Raw genomic sequence first — 17,934 nt, 5'->3', positions numbered from 1 at the left:
CCTGATAAGCGTGAGGTCGATGGTTCGAGTCCATTTAGGCCCACCATTATTCCGAAGTAGCTCAGTTGGTAGTAGCACCTGACTGTTAATCAGGTTGTCGCAGGTTCGAGTCCTGCCTTCGGAGCCATTTTTTTGTGGGGAAGTACTCAAGAGGCTGAAGAGGCGCCCCTGCTAAGGGTGTAGGTCGGGTAACCGGCGCGAGGGTTCAAATCCCTCCTTCTCCGCCATTGGCCCGTTGGTCAAGTGGTTAAGACACCGCCCTTTCACGGCGGTAACACGGGTTCGAATCCCGTACGGGTCATACTAAAATACAGTAGATGTAATTTACATCTACTGTATTTTTTTGTATTTCCAAATGGTCCAAAGGTGGCGAATGTAATACTATTTGTCTTTAAGATACACTACAAAAATAGCATGTTACTTTTCATGTCTTTTTATTGCTAGTACCCTAATGGGATATAAAAGGTGTTTTGTGCACGTACTTTGCATTATCAATATGATCAATGATAAAAGTGGCTATATCTTGATTCGTAATTTTTGTACCAGGCATATCAGTAAGATTTTCCTTTATCTGATTAGATGTTAAGCTATCTTTCACAAATGGTAATCTAAGTAGTGTCCATTTAATTTGTTTATTATTTAATAAAAGTTCCCATTCCAATTTTTTATCCTTCATCATTTTCGGAAAGATAACTTCAAACATCTTTGCTCCAAAACGATTCATCATGCTTTTTTTGTCCTCTTTTATCGTTAGAGAACCACCGGAAACACCTATATATCGACTAATGTTTAAATCTTCCATCACATTAAAAATAGTAGCTGTAACTTTACTATAAATAGGTTCCTCTTTAGGTGGTTGACCAAATGTATTAATAACAACTTGACAATCTTTAAGAAGTTCTCGAATGCTTTCTATCTCTTGAACCTGTCCTTTTACTATTTCAATTTTATCATTTTTATATAGTACCTTCTCCGGGTTCCTAACAAGCATCCGAACATGATATCCTTTTTCTATTGCACGAGCTGCTATATGCCTTCCTACTTTCCCTGTTCCTCCAATTATCGCAATTCTACTAGGGTTATCCATTTTAAACCTCCAATTGAATATACTAGTACATATACGATGAATCTCATTAATAGGTTTCAAACTTTTCTTTTTCTATTAAGTTATTTTCCAAAAGATTGTTGCTGTTAAAACAAAAAGGCAGATTTAATCTACAAAATGTGTAGAATAAATTCCGCCTTTTTGTTTTTTTAACTAAAGCCCCGTTTTAGGAAAAACAGCGATGCTTTTTAAACAATCGTGCCTTTTTGTGGAATACTTGTATACGAAATAATCTTGAAAAGTTCTTAGGGAGCTTAATCCTCTTCCTCTTGAGCAAAAGATGCAGCGATATCATCACGTACACCAGACAGTTTCTTCTTATCACCATTTGGATACACAATACTCCACAACGCATAGCCATTGTAACGCTCTGTGTAATTTTCACCTTTAACGGAATTTACTGCGGCAATGGCAGCGGCTGAAGGACTACTATATTCTTTTCCTTCAAAAAGGACCTTGCCACTTGTTAGGTCGATTTCTGCCTCTCTTACGGCACCTCCATAAGTAGCTTCTAGATTTTTTTCGTCTTCATTTAGTTGTGAATACAACTCTTTCCAAGAGATATTTGATTTACGAATCGGAGAAGATGTTTTGGCCGTCCTTTTTTCAGGTGTCTCATTTTTAACCGCATCGAATATCTCATCTAATACATCTTTATACTTATCGTATATTGCTACACACAACTCATCATTTACTCTTGCCATCGGCTTATTCACTCCTTTATAGACCATACGAAGATTATGTATATATTCTTCTAAAATATTTTTATTTGCTGTTGTAATTTTGGGGTGATTCAAGCAAGGCAATATGACGAAATCATATAACTCTTGATAATCAATTTGAATAAACTCGGGACATTTTGGTTTTACCGTGGCATCTGGAGACAAAAAGACCTTTAATTCATATGTATACGAGTCATCCAATTGTTTTAAGATTTTCGTATAGGTTTCGGTCTGGTCTTTGTTTTCTCTTGCCAACACCTTATTCTCCACAATGATTTTCACCAGATCGTTCGTCAAACATAAATCAAATCGAGCCCGTAATTCCTGGTTTGTCTCTGGATCGACCGCAGACTCCGATACCTCAGTTGCCACTTCCATTTCCTCTAGTTGGAGTGAGTCCGATTCGATTAAATCAAAATCAATAACGGTTTTCGCATTTGAGACATTTTCCTCAGAAATATAGTAGAGAAAACGCTTCAGTGGGAACGTCCCTAAATTTAACGAAGACGTTGGTGAAAGCAACCAACTGATAAAAGAGCTGTGCATCGTTTCGCGGTGTCCAAAACCCAATAATTGAAACAAGCTTTGTTTTTCAAAAGATTCTTGTAAACGCAAGAAATTAGAATCACTAATCAACTGATTCAGCTTGGTTTTCAACTCTTTCTCATTTCTTATCATATTCTAACCTCTCAAACTCAGTAGATTTAAAGTATCGAAAACTATTATAGCAATAATCTTTTCGAAAACAGCCTTGTAGTATTTTTTTGTGATGCTATAAGCTAAGATAAATATAGAAACAAAAGTAGGGGGATGGAGATGGAAAAATTATTATGGACAAACAACCAACAATATTTGTTGCAGAAGAACGTAGAACAAGTAGTACCTTTTCTACATCATTTTTCATCAGAACAAGTAAACCGTGTTGGTAGATTTCAACGTACATATGAGAAATTTGAAAGCACACCATTGCGAAGCTTAAATGCTTTTGCATCACTAGTTGGCGTACAAAGTATTTTTGTAAAAGATGAATCATATCGATTTGACTTAAATGCATTCAAAGTATTGGGTGGTGTTTATGCAATTGGGCAGTATGTTGCCAAAAAGTTAGATAGGAATATTGATGAGTTATCGTTTGAGCAGCTTAAATCACCAGAAATAAAGGAGCAGCTAGGAGACTTAACATTTATTTCAACGACCGATGGCAATCATGGTCGTGGAGTAGCTTGGGCTGCTAGAGAGCTTGGTTTGAAAGCACGCATTTATATGCCAGCAGGTAGTGCTGAGGAGCGCCTCCAAAATATTAAAAATGAAGGTGCATATGCTGAAATAACGACAATGAATTATGATGATACAGTTCGTTATACTTCACAACTAGCAACAGAAAATGACTGGGTAGTTATTCAGGATACGATGTGGGAAGACTATGAGGAAATTCCTTTATGGATTATGCAAGGCTATACAACGCTAATAAAAGAAGTCGCTCTGCAGTTGGAAAAAGCACCTACCCATGTATTTTTACAAGCTGGGGTTGGATCTTTTGCAGGTGCAGTTGTAGCTTTCTTACAACAATACTATGAGCAAGAGATTACATTTGTCTTAGTTGAGCCTTTTGTAGCGAATTGCTATTATGAAAGCTTTAAAGCAGGAGCTGAGCAATTTGTAACGGTTGGTGGAGAGATGCAAACCATTATGGCAGGTCTTGCTTGTGGTGAGCCGAATCCACTAGCTTGGGATTTATTAAAGACTTATACGAAGGTGAGTATTTGCTGTGATGAGGAAATTGCCGCTACAGGTATGCGCATTCTTGGGAATCCACTAGCAACAGATGCAAGAATTATTGCTGGAGAATCTGGAGCTGCCCCAGTTGGATGTTTTTATGAGTTGATGATGAATGAGCAATATATAGAACTGAAAGATACATTACAAATAGATGAAAATTCTCGTATATTGTTTATTAACACTGAAGGTGACACAGATGTAGAAAACTATAGAAATATTATGTGGCATGGGAAATATGCAAACATTTAACTTATTATAGCGGGTGTCCAAACACCCGCTATAATAGAACCCCACGTCCTGTGGCAATCTATCTGTGCGAAAGCGACAGCGACACGGTTTTAACTGTGCGAAAGCGAAGCGACAGCAACAACAACAGCAACAACACACGACTGAGGGACCTACTTCATGCTGCTGACGCTGCGTTAGCACTACGCTGTCGCACAAAAAACATCTGTTGGCCCAAAGCCGATTTCGGACGCAAATAACCAAGGCATAATTGATAATGAGCAAACTAGTGATAATAAAAATTCTAGTTTGCTTTTTTTATACGCATGTATTGAAGGATGAAATTTGAAAGACTTATGCAATTTATATAAGTTGATCTTCGTTACGACTGGGCGACTCCTTCGTGACCAACATCGGTGCCGCTGCCGCTTCGTTAGTACTATGCTTTCGCGCAAAAAATATCTGTTGGCCCGAGACCCTGAAGCGAAGCGAATGTTTTCTGTGCGAAAGCGTAGCGACAGCAACAACAAATGGTTTCTGTAGCGAAAGCAAAGCGCCCAGTCTGAACGGAAATCAACCACACTTATGGCGAGGAACAAATTTTTTTATTTTTTTCCTTGACCTTAACGTTGCGTAAAGATTTACAGTAGTAGTAGAGGGGGTGAACAGTGTGGAATTTACGATTCAAGAGCTTGCTCAATTATCCGGAGTTAGCACAAGAACACTACGCTATTACGATGAAATTGGATTACTGAAGCCAGCAAGAACCAATGAGGTGGGCTATCGATTTTACGGACAGTTTGAAGTTGATATGCTCCAGCAAATTTTATTTTATAGAGCATTAGATATGAAGTTAGCGACCATTAAGGAAATTATTCAATCGCCAAATTTTGAACATACAGAGGCACTCAAAACCCATCGTACGGCTTTACTGAAACGCAAGGAACAGCTTGAAAAGATATTACAAACAGTGGAAAAAACCATTCAATCTATAGAGGAGGAACAACCAATGGCAAATGAAGAGAAATTTAATGGATTTAAAGAGAAACTAATCGAGGAGAATGAAAAGCAATATGGTCAAGAGGTTCGTGCAAAATATGGTGATAAAACGGTTGATGCATCGAATGCGAAGCTAATGAATATGACGGAAGACCAGTATGAGGCTATGCAGCAGCTAGAACAGCAATTATTTGCTCGTTTAAAAGAAGCGATGGCAATCGGCGATACAAACAATGATGTGGCAATGGAAGTAGCAGAGCTTCATAAACGTTGGCTTAGCTTTTCGTGGGCACAATATTCTAAGGAAGCACATGCAGGTATAGCACAGATGTATGTAGCGGATGAACGCTTTTCAGCTTATTACGATGAACGTGTTGCTGAAGGAGCAGCGCAATTTTTACATGATGCCATCCAAAATTTCACTTTAGCGTAATTATAGCTGACGTTTCGCTTTCGCTATAAAAAACGTTTACTAAATGAAAATAAATATACAAAAAATAAGTGATTCCTTCTCATGCTTTCATGTTTTAGAAATATTAATTTAGGAAAAAATGAAGGCATGAGGAGGAGATTTTTTTGAACCCACAAGTAATGGAAAAATTGAAAAAGCAATTAGAGCAGGAGCTACAGGAAATAGAACAGCAACTGGAGGAATCAGAGCGTCCACAAGCGACAGAGCTATCTAATTATGATAATCATCCAGCTGACAATGCGAGTGATTTAACGGATCAGCTAACGGAAATGGCGATTGATGAACACCGTGGTGACGATGCTGAAGAAATAAAGGCTGCACTACAAGCGATGGAGGACGGTACATATGGTAAATGTGCTGTATGTGGTGAAGAGATTCCGATTGGTCGCCTAGAAGCTATGCCGAAAGCATTGACATGTGTTGAGCATGCGGAGCACAAAGAAGATAATTTAAGGCCAGTAGAGGAAGATGTATTGTCTTCAACCCCAAAATCAGATGATTTCATAGAACTTGAGGAATTTGGCTCTTCCGATACACCACAAGATAAAAGTTAGTAAGCATTTTCACTCACAGGCAGTATAATAGCTGTATGGGGTGAGAATATGGATATAATTGATTTACACTGTGATGCTCTATTGAAATTAACAACTTTAGAAGCGGCAAAATTTGAAGATGATGCACGTTTGCATGCCAATCGAGAGAGATTACATTTAGGGCGGGTTAAGGCACAAGTATTTGCTATTTTTATAAACCCTAACATTCCGCAAAGCATGCAATTTTTAGAGGCGGTGCGGCAAATTGAAGCCTTCCATACACATGTATTACAAACTGAGGGCATGGTGCATATTACGGATTGGTCCCAATTAGATACTTTAGCTCCGCATGAAATTGGAGCCATTTTAAGCTTAGAGGGCTGTGGCCCAATCGGTGAAGATTTAGCAAAGCTTTCTGCCATATTAGACGCAGGTGTAAAGCTTGTTGGTCTAACGTGGAATGAAGAAAATGCTGTAGCCCACGGTGCTGAACAGGATGCAAGCCTTGGTTTAAAATCATTTGGTAAAGAAGTTATAAACTTGCTAAATGAGAGGGATATTATTATCGATGTCTCCCATTTAAATGAACAGAGCTTTTGGGATGTTTTGCCACTAGCGAAGCATCTAATTGCTAGTCATAGTAATGCACGTGCAATTTGTGATCATCCTAGAAATTTATCGGATGCTCAGGCGAAAGCACTTGTCGAGCATGGCGGTCATATACATGTCGTATACTACCCGACTTTTATCCGAGACAATGCTAAGATAGATGATTTAGTAGCGCATGTGAAGCATCTAGCGAATATAGTAGGGGTAGAGCACCTTGGACTAGGTTCAGACTTCGATGGTATAGATGTTACTGTCAAAGGATTAGCGCACGCAGGAGAGGCACAAAATTTGTTAGAGGCATTACGTGAACATTTTTCAATCGAAGAAGTTTGTGGTATTGCAAGTAATAATTTTCGACGCTATGTAAAAGATGCAGCAACCTTTTAAGGCTGCTGCATCTTTAATGATGGGTCATACTAATAAAAGAAATATTGAATCAATAAACCGATTCCTAAGAGGAAGCCGAAGAATGTATTTGTTTGCGCTGTAAATTTCATCGCAGGCATCACTTCTTTAGCTTCTTTTTTATCGCGGAAAATTTGAATCGCACGAAGTGGTTTTGGAACACTTAAGAATATGATTAGAGCCCAAAAGGTAATACCATCAATTGCTACAAGAGCGATTACCCATAAGTACGAAATGATAAAAAAGCCAGATAGGACAGAAATGGCATTGTCTCGGCCTACTAAAATAGCAAGCGTTTTTCGACCACCTTCTGTATCGCCAACGATATCACGAATGTTGTTGGACAGCATGATTGCCCCAACTAAAATCATACTAGGTATTGAAAGTAAAACAGCATCAAAAGTTACTGTAAGTGTTTGAATATAAAAGGCGATTAAGATAATACCCATCCCCATAACACCGCCAGATACAAGTTCTCCAAATGGTGAATAGGCTATAGGGTAAGGTCCTCCAGTATATAAAAAACCGATCAGCATACAAACAAGTCCTACGGCAGCAAGCCACCAAGAGGTAGAGGCACATATGTAAATGCCAAGCAGCATAGCGATTGCATAAAAGCTTAAGGCAATCATCATAATAGTTTTTGGTTGAACACCGTGACGTACAATCGTTCCACCGATACCGACAGAATTTTCGTTGTCTAGTCCTAATTTGTAATCGTAATATTCATTGAACATATTTGTTGCTGCTTGTATAAGCATACTTGCAATGAGCATAGCAAAAAATAGTCCATAATCGATTGTTTGTTTTTCAATTGCCAAGGCAATCGCTGTTCCTAAAAATACTGGAACGAATGAAGCGGTTAAAGTATGTGGACGTGTTAAATGCCACCAAACTTTAAAACCCCTATCAGCTTCAATGACTTTGGTCATAAGGTCTTTCTCTCCTTCAAATGTTGTAGACTATTCTTATTTTATACGAAGAATGAGAAATTGGATAGGTTCACAGCTTATTATATACAGTTCAGATCAATTATGCCTTGGCATAATTGCGTCCGGAATCGGCTTTGTGCTTGCACAAAGAACTCCTTTCCGATTACGTGACATCCGCCGGGGGCTTTTAACTTCTTTCAGCGGCTGTTTGGACACCCGCTGAAAAGTAGCTTAAATCCGCATTCATCTCACCACCTATAGAGGAGGGAGACTTCTGTACCTGTCGCTACGCTTTCGGTACAAAGGACATTTGCTGAAAGAAGTTAAAAAAAATGATACAATAGAACATGCATTTATGAACTGAAAACAATAATTAAGATAATAGCAACAGTACAAAGAATAAGCTAGCAAAATAAAATGACAGCTATTTTAACAATATAAATATGATGTGGTAAAAGTACAAACACTCACTTTATTATGCAAAGGTTTGTCCAATTTGTGTTATAGAAAAGCCAAAGCAGTTAAAATTTATATTGAAAGTTAGAGCGAGTACAAAACATACCGTGCGTCATTCATTATGTACATTGCAACAACGGAGGTAATTTTCATGCAACAGAAGTGGTACCAAGCCACAGAAGTAGAAGTGGACTCTTTGGGCCAAAGCCTTCATTTTTATATGGAAACAATTGAAGTAAGTCGCTTATCGGCGCTCGCATTTTATGCGGCGGGTGAGGAACATTATAAAGGTGAACGATTTTATTGGCAAAATAGAGAAAAAACAATGACATTAGTAGGGCTAGGACATGCCTATACAATACAAAATAACGCCAAAAATGATCGCTACGATGCAGTAGAAGCGGAATGGAAAAACTTAACGAAAAACTGTGTTAAGGGACAAAGTGAGCTACAGCCAATTTTATTTGGCGGATTTACATTTGATCCACAAAATAATGTTGCTGGGGAGTGGACAGACTTTCCAGAAGCTTTTTTTGCGCTCGCAACATATCAGCTTGTCATACGTGATGACAAAGCATTTGTAAGTATCCATCTTCTTTCAAAAGATGGGCAAGCAGAGCCTCAGTTTGACGCGTTACGAAAAGAGCGAGATCATTTAATTCATGCTGCGCAGGTAAAAGAAGTGAAAACGTATTCAAAGCCTGAAATCACAAGTTATTTTGAGCCATATAAGGAACCATATTTAGCTTCGATTGACCAAGTAACAGCATTGATTAAGCAAAAGAAGGCAGATAAAGTTGTTATTGCACGCTCTCTAGCATTGCAATTTAAAGAAGAAGTTTCTTCACCACAAGTATTATCACAAATTATTCATGAGCAGCCAGAGAGCTATTTATTTGGTTTAGAGCATCAAGAATTATTGTTCTTTGGTGCGTCCCCTGAACGTCTTGTAAAAGTAGAAAAGGGCCGCGCCTTTTCATCTTGTGTGGCAGGTTCTATTAAACGTGGTAAGACAGCAGAGGAAGATGAAGCCTATGGACAAAGCTTATTAAATGATTCGAAAAACGGTGGGGAGCATCAATATGTTGTCGATATGATTGCGGAAACTTTCCGTAAAAATTGTGTCGAGATGAAAGTACCAGATAGCCCTCGCTTACTAAAGATTAGAGATATACAACATTTATATACACCTGTTGAAGGTCAGTTGAATAATGAGGCAACTATATTACAACTGACAAAGTCTTTGCATCCAACGCCAGCTTTAGGCGGTGTGCCAAGGAAAGAGGCAATGGCAGCTATACGTAAGTATGAGCCTATGAATCGTGGACTTTACGCAGCTCCAATTGGTTGGGTAGATGCTGAAGGTAATGGGGAATTTGCAGTGGCCATTCGTTCTGCTGCTTTAGTTAAGGATAAGGCTTATTTATATGCTGGTGGCGGTATAGTAGCAGATTCAGAGCCACAATCTGAATATGATGAAACATTAGTGAAATTCCGTCCAATGCTTCGTGCGCTAGGAGGACAATTACATGAGTGAACGAGAAATATTAACGGATTATGTTTATAAAATGGTAGCGTCACTAGTGCAAGCTGGTGTTGAAAACGTTGTTGTCAGCCCTGGCTCACGTTCTACACCTTTAGCTTATGCATTTGCTTCAACGAAACAGCTCCATATGTATCGTCAGGTTGATGAGCGATCTGCTGCCTTTTTTGCGTTAGGAATTGCAAAGGCTACCGCAAAACCTGTTGTTCTTTTATGCACATCGGGAACAGCTGCGGCAAACTATTTTCCTGCCATTGTTGAAGCAAGCTATGCCCGTGTACCGTTAATTGTAATCACAGCTGATCGTCCGCATGAATTGCGAGAGGTAGGTGCACCACAGGCTATTAATCAGCCGAATTTATACGGCTCCCATGTCAAGTGGAGCGTGGATTTCCCGTTGGCAGATGATGCAGCACCAACATTGCCGTTTATCGAGCGTCATATCGCACGTGCGGTAGCGATTGCAATGAGCGCACCATTTGGACCAGTGCATATTAATGTACCGTTTAGAGAACCTTTGTTAATTGATTTTCGAAAGGAACTTCCTGAAGCGACATTTAAGCACAGTAGTATGGGTCAGTTAATACCTTCCAAGGCGACTCAACAAGAGTTATCGGAGATTATACGTGCAACTAAAAAAGGCTTTGTTATTATTGGGGAGTTAGCACTTGGTACAGATTTAACAATGATGTGGGAGTTTGTTCGCCAATTAAAATGGCCGGTCATTGTCGAGAGTTTATCTAATATGCGCTCGTCTGTCCCAGAGGATTGTCTACCATATATGATCACAACGTACGATGCAATTATGAAGAGCGAAGATTTTAAAGCATTAGTTAAACCAGATACGGTACTACGTTTAGGAGCACAGCCTGTTTCTAAATTTATTATGCAATTTATTACTAAATCGCAGCCAGATGCTTATATTGTGGTCGATGAAGATCCGATGTTCCGTGATGCTACAGGTGCGTCTACTCATTTTGTTCATGCAAGTATTGGCGAGTGGCTCACGCAATTAGAAGTCTCTAAAACAGCACTAGAAGCAGCGTATTTAGCTGAGTGGCAAGATGCTAATGATATAGCACTAGAGTATATTGAACACTATTCTGATGGTGCGATTGATGAGGGTGCAATGGTAAGTCGATTACTCAAAATGATTCCTAATGGTAGTGATATTTTTGTAAGTAGCAGTATGCCAGTGCGTGATATTGATACGTTTTTAATGGCAACACCAAAAGATCTTCGTATTATTGCGAATCGTGGAACGAACGGTATTGATGGCGTCGTATCGACAGCAATGGGCTTTAGTCAAGGAAATAACCGCGAAACCTACTTGCTTATTGGCGATTTAGCCTTTTTACATGATGTCAATGGGTTAATTGCTTCAAGATACCAAGAATGCAACCTAACAATAATCGTTATGAATAATGATGGCGGCGGTATTTTCTCTTATTTACCACAATCTACAGTCGAGGCACATTATGAAGATTTGTTCGGGACACCAACTGCCCTAGAATTCTTCGATATTGCCAACATGTACGGAATGGACTATATACGTGTAGACGATATTTCAGAGCTATCAGTAAAGTTCACTACTATGAAGAAACGACCAATGCGCTTAATCGAAATTTTCACGAACCGAGAGGAAAATGTATATGCGCATCGAGCGTTGTGGAATCGCATTAATGCGGGGCTAAAAGCATGGCAAAGCTAATGATTCGTGGACTTGAAACGAGCGTGGAAATCTGGAATGAAGAAGCGGAGCAAACGCTCGTTGCATTGCATGGTTTTACAGGAAGTACGGCTACATGGAAAAATTTAGCGAAAGCTCTACCTAATGTACGAGTTATTGCCATTGATTTAATTGGACATGGTCAAACGGCAATACCTCAGCAAATTAGTCGTTTCTCTATGCAAGAGCAAATCCAAGATTTAGAGGAAGTCTTTAGCCAATTAGAGCTAAAAAAAATTACGCTGCTAGGCTATTCAATGGGGGGAAGAGTTGCATTATCGTATGCAATCTCCTACCCTGAACGCATTGAAAAGCTAATTTTAGAAAGTGCTTCGCCAGGTTTACGAACGGCAAAGGAACGTTCTGAACGTTGTGAGAGGGATAACGCTCTCGCTGAAAAAATAATTAGTAATGGTTTGATATCATTTGTTAATGCATGGGAGACTATTCCTTTGTTTGAATCTCAAAAGCGTTTACCACACAATGTGCGAAAAGCGATTAGGTTCGAACGACTTTTTCAGAAAGAGGAAGGCTTGGCAGGTAGCTTACGAGGCATTGGTACAGGAAGCCAACCATCAAATTGGATAGCATTGGAGAATCTTGAATTTTCTGTGCTTTTAATTACAGGATCACTCGATGAGAAATTTTGTAAAATAGCACTAGAAATGAAAGCGTTATTAAAAAATGCCAAGCATACGACAGTAAATGAAGCTGGACATGCAATTCATGTGGAAAATCCCGCTGAGTTTGCTACAATAGTAGAGGAGTATTTAACTTCTTTCAACACCAATGAGAGAAGTTAAAGTCGATTCCAGACGCAATTATGCCGAGGCATAATTGATAGTAATAAAATTTTTACGTTTTCGCCTCGATTTGAACGAGACGAATTTAATTATTAGGAGGCAATTCAATGACACGTCAATGGACAAGTTTACATACTTATGAAGACATTAAGTATGAGTTCTATAACGGTATCGCAAAAATTACGATTAACCGTCCAGAAGTACGCAACGCGTTCCGACCAAAAACGGTAATGGAAATGATCGATGCTTTTTCACGTGCACGTGATGACAAAAATGTTGGAGTTATCATTTTAACAGGTGAAGGTGAACATGCCTTCTGTTCAGGTGGAGACCAAAAAGTACGCGGTCATGGCGGCTATGTTGGTGAAGATGAAATCCCACGCTTAAACGTCCTTGATTTACAACGTTTAATCCGTGTTATTCCAAAACCTGTAGTAGCGATGGTAGCAGGTTATGCAATTGGTGGAGGACACGTATTACACGTTGTCTGTGACTTAACAATTGCTGCTGACAACGCTCGTTTTGGACAAACTGGACCAAAAGTTGGTTCATTCGATGCTGGATATGGCTCAGGCTATCTTGCACGTATTATTGGTCATAAAAAGGCGCGTGAAATTTGGTACCTTTGCCGTCAATATGATGCACAGCAAGCACTTGATATGGGATTAGTTAACACAGTTGTTCCTTATGAGCAATTAGAAGATGAAACTGTACAATGGTGTGAAGAAATGCTAGAAATGTCTCCAACTGCTCTACGCTTCTTAAAAGCAGCAATGAATGCAGATACAGACGGTTTAGCAGGTCTTCAACAAATGGCTGGCGACGCTACTCTTCTTTATTACACAACAGATGAAGCTAAAGAAGGTCGTGACGCATTTAAAGAAAAACGTCAACCAGATTTCGGTCAATTCCCAAGATTCCCTTGATGATCTGAAGCGATGAACGGCTCGTATCTTACTGAGATACGAGCTTTTTGTATATCTAAATGGGCAAGTCGGATAGACTTGGCAGAGTAACGGGACTCCATGTCCAACTGAAGGATTCTATGATGAAACGGCAAGATAAGGCAGATTGGAGGAATAACGAAATGTATCTGAACTGGGTTTTACAGCGAGCGTATTTAACACCATTACGAAACGGTTTAACATATAATGGGCAGACTTGGACATTTCAAGAGTTAAATGATTTATCTTTAAAACGTGCTCGTCAACTTACAACACTGGATATTAAGCAAGGCGACCGTATTGCAATAATGGGGCCGAGTAAGCCTTCACTTGTTATTATGATGTACGCATGTATGCATTTACAATGTGAAATGGTCATGCTAAATCGTAGGCTAACACAGGATGAAATTGCTTACCAGCTAGAGGATTCAGAAGCTATGGCAGTATTAGTTGCCGATGAGGATATAGAAAAATTACCATCACATACGACGAATTATTTATTTTCTACAATAGAAAAAAGTACAGAAACGGCAATTGATATTACGAAAGAATGGTCTTTAAACCAAACAACATCGATTATGTATACATCTGGTACGACTGGTTTTCCAAAGGGCGTTTGTCAAACAGTAGGAAATCACCAGGCAAGTGCAACGGCCTCAGTGTTAAATATAGGTTTGCATGCGGATGATACATGGTTATGTGCTGTACCACTTTTTCATATTAGTGGCTTTTCTATTTTAGTGCGTTCACTGTTGTACGGAAATAAAGTGCATTTATATGATCACTTTGATGCAGAAGCAATTTCGCAAAATATAATGGATGGCGAGGTTACACATATGTCGGTAGTCGCTGTCACATTAGAAAGGATTCTACATACTCTTGAACAGAGAAACGCACAAGCCTCACCGAAATTTAAAATGATGCTCGCAGGTGGTGGACCTGTGCCAGTGGATTATTTAAAAAGAGCGCATGCATTACATTTAGCTGTAGCTCAAACGTATGGTATGACAGAAACTTCGTCACAAACTGCAACATTAGCAAATGAAGATGCGATGAAAAAAATTGGTTCAGCGGGAAAACCATTATTTTTTAATCAAATTCGCATTGCTGAGCAGAATGACAATGGTGAAGGAGAAATTTGCATACGTGGTCCACATGTTACACCAGGGTACATTGGTCGTTTTGCTCAAAAAGAAGCAACGATTGATGGCTGGCTCCATACTGGGGATATTGGATATATAGATGAAGATGGTTATTTATTTGTTATCGATCGTCGGGCTGATTTAATTATTTCAGGTGGCGAAAATATTTATCCTGCTGAAATAGAAAATGTGCTACTTACACATCCTGCTGTAAAAGAAGCGGGAGTATGCGGCATTGATGATGATAAGTGGGGACAAGTACCAATAGCCTTTGTTGTATTAAAAGAACATGTTCAAGTAGAACAATTACAAGCATTTTGTCAAAAGAAACTTGCGAAATATAAACTTCCAAAAGAGATTATTGTTACGGACAAGCTCCCACGAAACGGCGCCAATAAGCTACTTCGGAGAAAATTAATGAACTAATCCAAAAAGAAGCTTTCATTATAGGTGTTTGACATGAAAAATTTAGTTTAGATTTTTAATATGGGGGTAAAGAAATGAATTTTCAAGATTTGATGAAATTTAAAGGGTATATATATTTAAATAAATTGTTTGAACCAGAAGAAAATTCATTGAGGGTATTTATCGATAGGTGTAATGCGAACAATACGAAGGGATCCGTGAAAATTATAGATAAGGTTGGAATAGAAGCATCCTAATTGATGTTGATGAAAATCAATCAGTTTTACAATTGGATTTTGAAACGTATGTTGCTTACTCCATTATTGACGAATCATTTACTGTAATGGATGATTACGAAATTTCCGATGGTAATCTTTTTAGAATTTACTCTAAATCAAGGTATTTGGATTATATTAAATTAGGAACAATTGCTGAAGATATAAATCCTGAAAAGCAGTTCGTTCACTATCAAATTCCTTGTTTGAACCATATAATCGATATTATTTCATATGATGAGCCTATAATTACTGAGACAAAAAGAAATTAATAATTTTCACACTAAAAGAGCATCGGAATCGATGCTCTTTTATGTGTTTAAAAAAACAAAATGATCAGGGAAATAGTATAAGCTTCTGCAAATCAAACACCACTTACTATAATTTTGTTTTATGACTCTATAAGAATGACATACTTTGTGACTTTGTTTGATTTCCGTTCCGACTGGACGCCCCCAGGAAAGCGCCTAGCCGGAACGGAAATCAACCCATCGTTTTGTAGAATAGCCATACTTTCATTTATTTCAACTAAATAATAGTTTTTTTCAACACTATAAAGGGAAGCCTTTATTATAAGAAGGCTTTTTTTATTCGTTTTAAGAGTCATCTTTAGTAAATTTTTAGGATTAAATTAATCATTCATTAACATAATAAGAAATGACAGGCATAAACTATTTAGTAAAGGAGAATGACTCATATGAGAAAATATATATATAATGTTTTCATTATATTATTTGTTCTACAAATGAGTCATGTGCAAGTATTCGCAAACTATGAACAAAAGAACACAACAACAGCCAATTCAATAGAATCCCTACAATATCAAATTCAAGAACAAGTCATGCAATTAACTACTGAATTTGACATTCAATATACTGGTAAAACGACGGAAATAAAAGATGAACTATCAGAGCTTATTAAACATGCTATTCAAGATCCATATATTTACGCCAATATTTCTAGTTTTAAATGGAAATATGAAGGCTATACCAATAATATTGTCATTAGATTTGAGTTTACCTATCATATTTCACAGCAAGAGGAAGTGTTTGTAGAACAGACTTTGGCGAATATTATTGCACCTATGCATGGATTAAGTGAATTGCAAAAAATACAAGCTGCACATGATTTTATCGTCCTATCTGCTGAATATTCAAAGGAAACGGAAGGAAGTCCATATTCCCCCTACACATTGCTTACAGAAAAAAAGGGAGTTTGTCAGGCGTATGCTTTAGTACTTTATCGAATGCTAGAGATGCAAGGCTTTGAGGTACAATATGTACCAGGAAAAGTAGGGGAGCAACTACACGCCTGGGTCTTAGTAAAGCTTGATAATGCATGGTATCATATCGACGTTACTTGGGATGATCCTTTGCCTGATCATAAGGGAGAGGTACGTTATAATTATTTTTTAGTTTCTGATCGCCAATTAGCAAAAGATCACTCTTGGGACTATTCGAGTTTCCCAGCTGCTACAAACGAAGCCTATAGCGATTTACAAAAAACAAGTAAGATTGAAGTTCTTACAAAGCCAATTATGGATAGTCAGTTTTCCTTTGACAGAGGGCTGTCCGTTTTAAGTGAAAATAAACAACTAGTAAAGCCATTAATAGAACAACCTACACTGCTTTTGAAAAGTAATAAAAGCGATAAGAGTGTTCAGGTACATCTAAATGAATGGGAACCAATTATTTTAGAAAGTAATATAGCCCAATTAAAGGCTAATCGAAAGATAATACAAAATACTTTGTATAAGAAAAAAGGGCTAATAAGTATTGATAGAACGGAAAAACGAATGCCACAAGAAAAGTACGTCATAATAAAGGAGGTGTCCCCATACGATTTTCGGGGCACCTCCTTACTCATTTATTTGTGTTCGTTTAAGGCAGTATTTAAGGTTTGAATATTTTTCTTCATAAGGGTGAAGTAAGTTTCATTTTTCTTTACATCCTCTGTTGTTAAAACGCTTAAATTATGCAAGACAAGAGAGTTCGCACCGACTTCTTTTTGGATAACCTCTGCTAATTTAGAAGAGACATTTTGCTCGAATAAAATGTAGTGAATATGCAATTCATTTGCTTTATCAACAATCGTTGTAAGTTCTTTTTGAGAAGGCTCATTTTGCGAGTTTAAACCGGCTATTGGTACTTGCTTTAAGCCATATTGTCCTGCAATATAGCCAAATGCTGCATGTGATACGAAGAATGTTTTCTCTTGCGCTTTATCCGCCGTTGCTTTGAATTCGTTATCTAAATCTTGTAGTTCTTTTACCAATGTCTCGTAGTTAGCTGTAAATGTAGCTTTTTGTTCTGGCATTTTTTCGACTAAAGTATTTTTAATGGAAAGTGCTAAGTCTTGACTGATCGTTGGTGATAGCCAAACATGTGGATCTACATTACCGTGATCATGATCTTCATGACCGTGATGTGCTTCCTCTTCATCATCATGTGAGTGACCTGAGCTCATAGCTAATTTTTCATCTGAAACCTGATCTGCTGTTGCCACCATTGTTACATCTTCATTAGCTAGAGTCTTTTTGGCATTCTCAACAAAGCCCTCTAGCCCTAAGCCAATATAGAAAAATATATCAGCATCTGCTAATTTCATCATATCTTTTTGTGTTGGCTCAAATGTGTGTTCATTGGCACCGGTAGGGTAAATAGAAGAAACCTCTACAAAATCGCCACCAATTCGTTGTGCAAAATAACTTAATGGATAGACAGTCGTGTAAATTGTTAATTTATCTTTTGTCTCTGACTGTTTGGACATTGATGATTTATCCCCACAGGCAGCAGTGAATAGGGCAAGTACTGCAACTGAAAATAACAAAAATAATTTTTTCATCTTATTGTATAC

General features: G+C 38.2%; 14 protein-coding genes, 3 tRNA genes and 1 pseudogene. 14 read left to right on the top strand and 4 right to left on the bottom strand.

Annotated features, from left to right (window positions below; all coding sequences use genetic code 11):
• The first annotated feature begins 50 nt into the window (after positions 1 to 50).
• The 3 genes from ACVYAD_RS16420 to ACVYAD_RS16410 all read left to right on the top strand — a co-directional run bounded on the left by ACVYAD_RS16420 (position 51) and on the right by ACVYAD_RS16410 (position 301).
• Positions 51 to 127: transfer RNA gene (locus ACVYAD_RS16420), tRNA-Asn, on the top strand.
• A gap of 9 nt (positions 128 to 136) precedes the next feature.
• Positions 137 to 227: transfer RNA gene (locus ACVYAD_RS16415), tRNA-Ser, on the top strand.
• 2 nt (positions 228 to 229) lie between these two features.
• Positions 230 to 301: transfer RNA gene (locus tag ACVYAD_RS16410), tRNA-Glu, on the top strand.
• A 147-nt stretch (positions 302 to 448) separates the two neighbouring features.
• On the opposite strand, the gene ACVYAD_RS16405 is transcribed toward ACVYAD_RS16410, so the two are convergent.
• Both ACVYAD_RS16405 and ACVYAD_RS16400 read right to left on the bottom strand, forming a co-directional pair.
• The gene (locus tag ACVYAD_RS16405; protein WP_476427159.1) at positions 449 to 1,087 is read right to left on the bottom strand and encodes an NAD(P)-dependent oxidoreductase; all 639 of its coding nucleotides are present in this window, start codon (positions 1,085 to 1,087) and stop codon (positions 449 to 451) included.
• A gap of 272 nt (positions 1,088 to 1,359) precedes the next feature.
• A complete protein-coding gene (locus ACVYAD_RS16400) occupies positions 1,360 to 2,505 on the bottom strand; it encodes a PD-(D/E)XK nuclease family protein (RefSeq protein WP_476427158.1) in 1,146 nt (381 codons plus the stop codon).
• A gap of 138 nt (positions 2,506 to 2,643) precedes the next feature.
• On the opposite strand from ACVYAD_RS16400, the gene ACVYAD_RS16395 reads away from it, so the two are divergent.
• From ACVYAD_RS16395 to ACVYAD_RS16380, 4 genes are all read left to right on the top strand, one after another.
• Positions 2,644 to 3,855: a diaminopropionate ammonia-lyase gene (locus ACVYAD_RS16395; RefSeq protein WP_476427157.1), complete on the top strand. Its 1,212-nt coding sequence runs from the start codon at positions 2,644 to 2,646 to the stop codon at positions 3,853 to 3,855.
• Between the two features lie 646 nt (positions 3,856 to 4,501).
• Positions 4,502 to 5,263, top strand: a complete 762-nt coding sequence (locus ACVYAD_RS16390; RefSeq protein ID WP_476427156.1) for a MerR family transcriptional regulator — start codon at positions 4,502 to 4,504, stop codon at positions 5,261 to 5,263.
• Between the two features lie 143 nt (positions 5,264 to 5,406).
• Positions 5,407 to 5,856, top strand: coding sequence for a TraR/DksA C4-type zinc finger protein (locus tag ACVYAD_RS16385; protein ID WP_197140214.1), 450 nt, complete (start codon positions 5,407 to 5,409; stop codon positions 5,854 to 5,856).
• 48 nt (positions 5,857 to 5,904) lie between these two features.
• Positions 5,905 to 6,831, top strand: coding sequence for a dipeptidase (locus tag ACVYAD_RS16380; RefSeq protein WP_476427155.1), 927 nt, complete (start codon positions 5,905 to 5,907; stop codon positions 6,829 to 6,831).
• Positions 6,832 to 6,860: 29 nt separating this feature from the next.
• Here the strand turns inward: ACVYAD_RS16380 and ACVYAD_RS16375 are convergent, their stop codons facing one another.
• Positions 6,861 to 7,781 carry a 1,4-dihydroxy-2-naphthoate polyprenyltransferase gene (locus ACVYAD_RS16375; RefSeq protein WP_476427154.1) on the bottom strand — a complete coding sequence of 307 codons (921 nt, stop codon included), beginning with the start codon at positions 7,779 to 7,781 and terminating at the stop codon, positions 6,861 to 6,863.
• A 607-nt stretch (positions 7,782 to 8,388) separates the two neighbouring features.
• Between ACVYAD_RS16375 and ACVYAD_RS16370 the strand changes: the two genes are divergently transcribed.
• From ACVYAD_RS16370 to ACVYAD_RS16340, 7 genes and pseudogenes are all read left to right on the top strand, one after another.
• Entirely contained in the window at positions 8,389 to 9,774 is a 1,386-nt protein-coding gene (locus tag ACVYAD_RS16370) for an isochorismate synthase (protein ID WP_476427153.1), read from the top strand.
• Positions 9,767 to 11,491, top strand: a complete 1,725-nt coding sequence (gene menD, locus ACVYAD_RS16365; RefSeq protein ID WP_476427152.1) for a 2-succinyl-5-enolpyruvyl-6-hydroxy-3-cyclohexene-1-carboxylic-acid synthase — start codon at positions 9,767 to 9,769, stop codon at positions 11,489 to 11,491. Before ACVYAD_RS16370 ends, menD begins: the two co-directional genes overlap by 8 nt.
• Positions 11,479 to 12,312 (top strand): 2-succinyl-6-hydroxy-2,4-cyclohexadiene-1-carboxylate synthase, encoded by an 834-nt coding sequence (gene menH, locus ACVYAD_RS16360; RefSeq protein ID WP_476427151.1) that lies wholly within the window; start codon positions 11,479 to 11,481, stop codon positions 12,310 to 12,312. Before menD ends, menH begins: the two co-directional genes overlap by 13 nt.
• A gap of 107 nt (positions 12,313 to 12,419) precedes the next feature.
• Entirely contained in the window at positions 12,420 to 13,238 is an 819-nt protein-coding gene (menB, locus tag ACVYAD_RS16355; protein ID WP_053485078.1) for a 1,4-dihydroxy-2-naphthoyl-CoA synthase, read from the top strand.
• A 161-nt stretch (positions 13,239 to 13,399) separates the two neighbouring features.
• On the top strand, positions 13,400 to 14,824 hold the full coding sequence (locus tag ACVYAD_RS16350; protein WP_476427150.1) for an o-succinylbenzoate--CoA ligase: 1,425 nt from the start codon (positions 13,400 to 13,402) through the stop codon (positions 14,822 to 14,824).
• A gap of 74 nt (positions 14,825 to 14,898) precedes the next feature.
• Positions 14,899 to 15,350 (top strand): annotated as a pseudogene (locus ACVYAD_RS16345) (hypothetical protein).
• A gap of 425 nt (positions 15,351 to 15,775) precedes the next feature.
• Entirely contained in the window at positions 15,776 to 16,981 is a 1,206-nt protein-coding gene (locus ACVYAD_RS16340) for a transglutaminase domain-containing protein (RefSeq protein ID WP_476427149.1), read from the top strand.
• Here ACVYAD_RS16340 and ACVYAD_RS16335 read toward each other — a convergent pair.
• Positions 16,945 to 17,922: a metal ABC transporter solute-binding protein, Zn/Mn family gene (locus tag ACVYAD_RS16335; RefSeq protein WP_476427148.1), complete on the bottom strand. Its 978-nt coding sequence runs from the start codon at positions 17,920 to 17,922 to the stop codon at positions 16,945 to 16,947. The genes ACVYAD_RS16340 and ACVYAD_RS16335 overlap by 37 nt on opposite strands.
• Positions 17,923 to 17,934: the final 12 nt, after the last annotated feature.

This window comes from Lysinibacillus sp. G1-3, from assembly GCF_056322905.1.
Note: the sequence above shows the minus strand (reverse complement) of the source record. Positions and strands in the feature narration are given on the sequence as shown.

Bases quoted from the DNA above. Each gene is read 5' to 3' on its own strand.
- ACVYAD_RS16405 (WP_476427159.1), bottom strand. From the start codon at position 1,087: ATGGATAACCCTAGTAGAATTGCGATAATTGGAGGAACAGGGAAAGTA.
- ACVYAD_RS16400 (WP_476427158.1), bottom strand. From the start codon at position 2,505: ATGATAAGAAATGAGAAAGAGTTGAAAACCAAGCTGAATCAGTTGATT.
- ACVYAD_RS16395 (WP_476427157.1), top strand. From the start codon at position 2,644: ATGGAAAAATTATTATGGACAAACAACCAACAATATTTGTTGCAGAAG.
- ACVYAD_RS16380 (WP_476427155.1), top strand. From the start codon at position 5,905: ATGGATATAATTGATTTACACTGTGATGCTCTATTGAAATTAACAACT.
- ACVYAD_RS16375 (WP_476427154.1), bottom strand. From the start codon at position 7,781: ATGACCAAAGTCATTGAAGCTGATAGGGGTTTTAAAGTTTGGTGGCAT.
- ACVYAD_RS16370 (WP_476427153.1), top strand. From the start codon at position 8,389: ATGCAACAGAAGTGGTACCAAGCCACAGAAGTAGAAGTGGACTCTTTG.
- menD (WP_476427152.1), top strand. From the start codon at position 9,767: ATGAGTGAACGAGAAATATTAACGGATTATGTTTATAAAATGGTAGCG.
- menH (WP_476427151.1), top strand. From the start codon at position 11,479: ATGGCAAAGCTAATGATTCGTGGACTTGAAACGAGCGTGGAAATCTGG.
- menB (WP_053485078.1), top strand. From the start codon at position 12,420: ATGACACGTCAATGGACAAGTTTACATACTTATGAAGACATTAAGTAT.
- ACVYAD_RS16350 (WP_476427150.1), top strand. From the start codon at position 13,400: ATGTATCTGAACTGGGTTTTACAGCGAGCGTATTTAACACCATTACGA.
- ACVYAD_RS16340 (WP_476427149.1), top strand. From the start codon at position 15,776: ATGAGAAAATATATATATAATGTTTTCATTATATTATTTGTTCTACAA.
- ACVYAD_RS16335 (WP_476427148.1), bottom strand. From the start codon at position 17,922: ATGAAAAAATTATTTTTGTTATTTTCAGTTGCAGTACTTGCCCTATTC.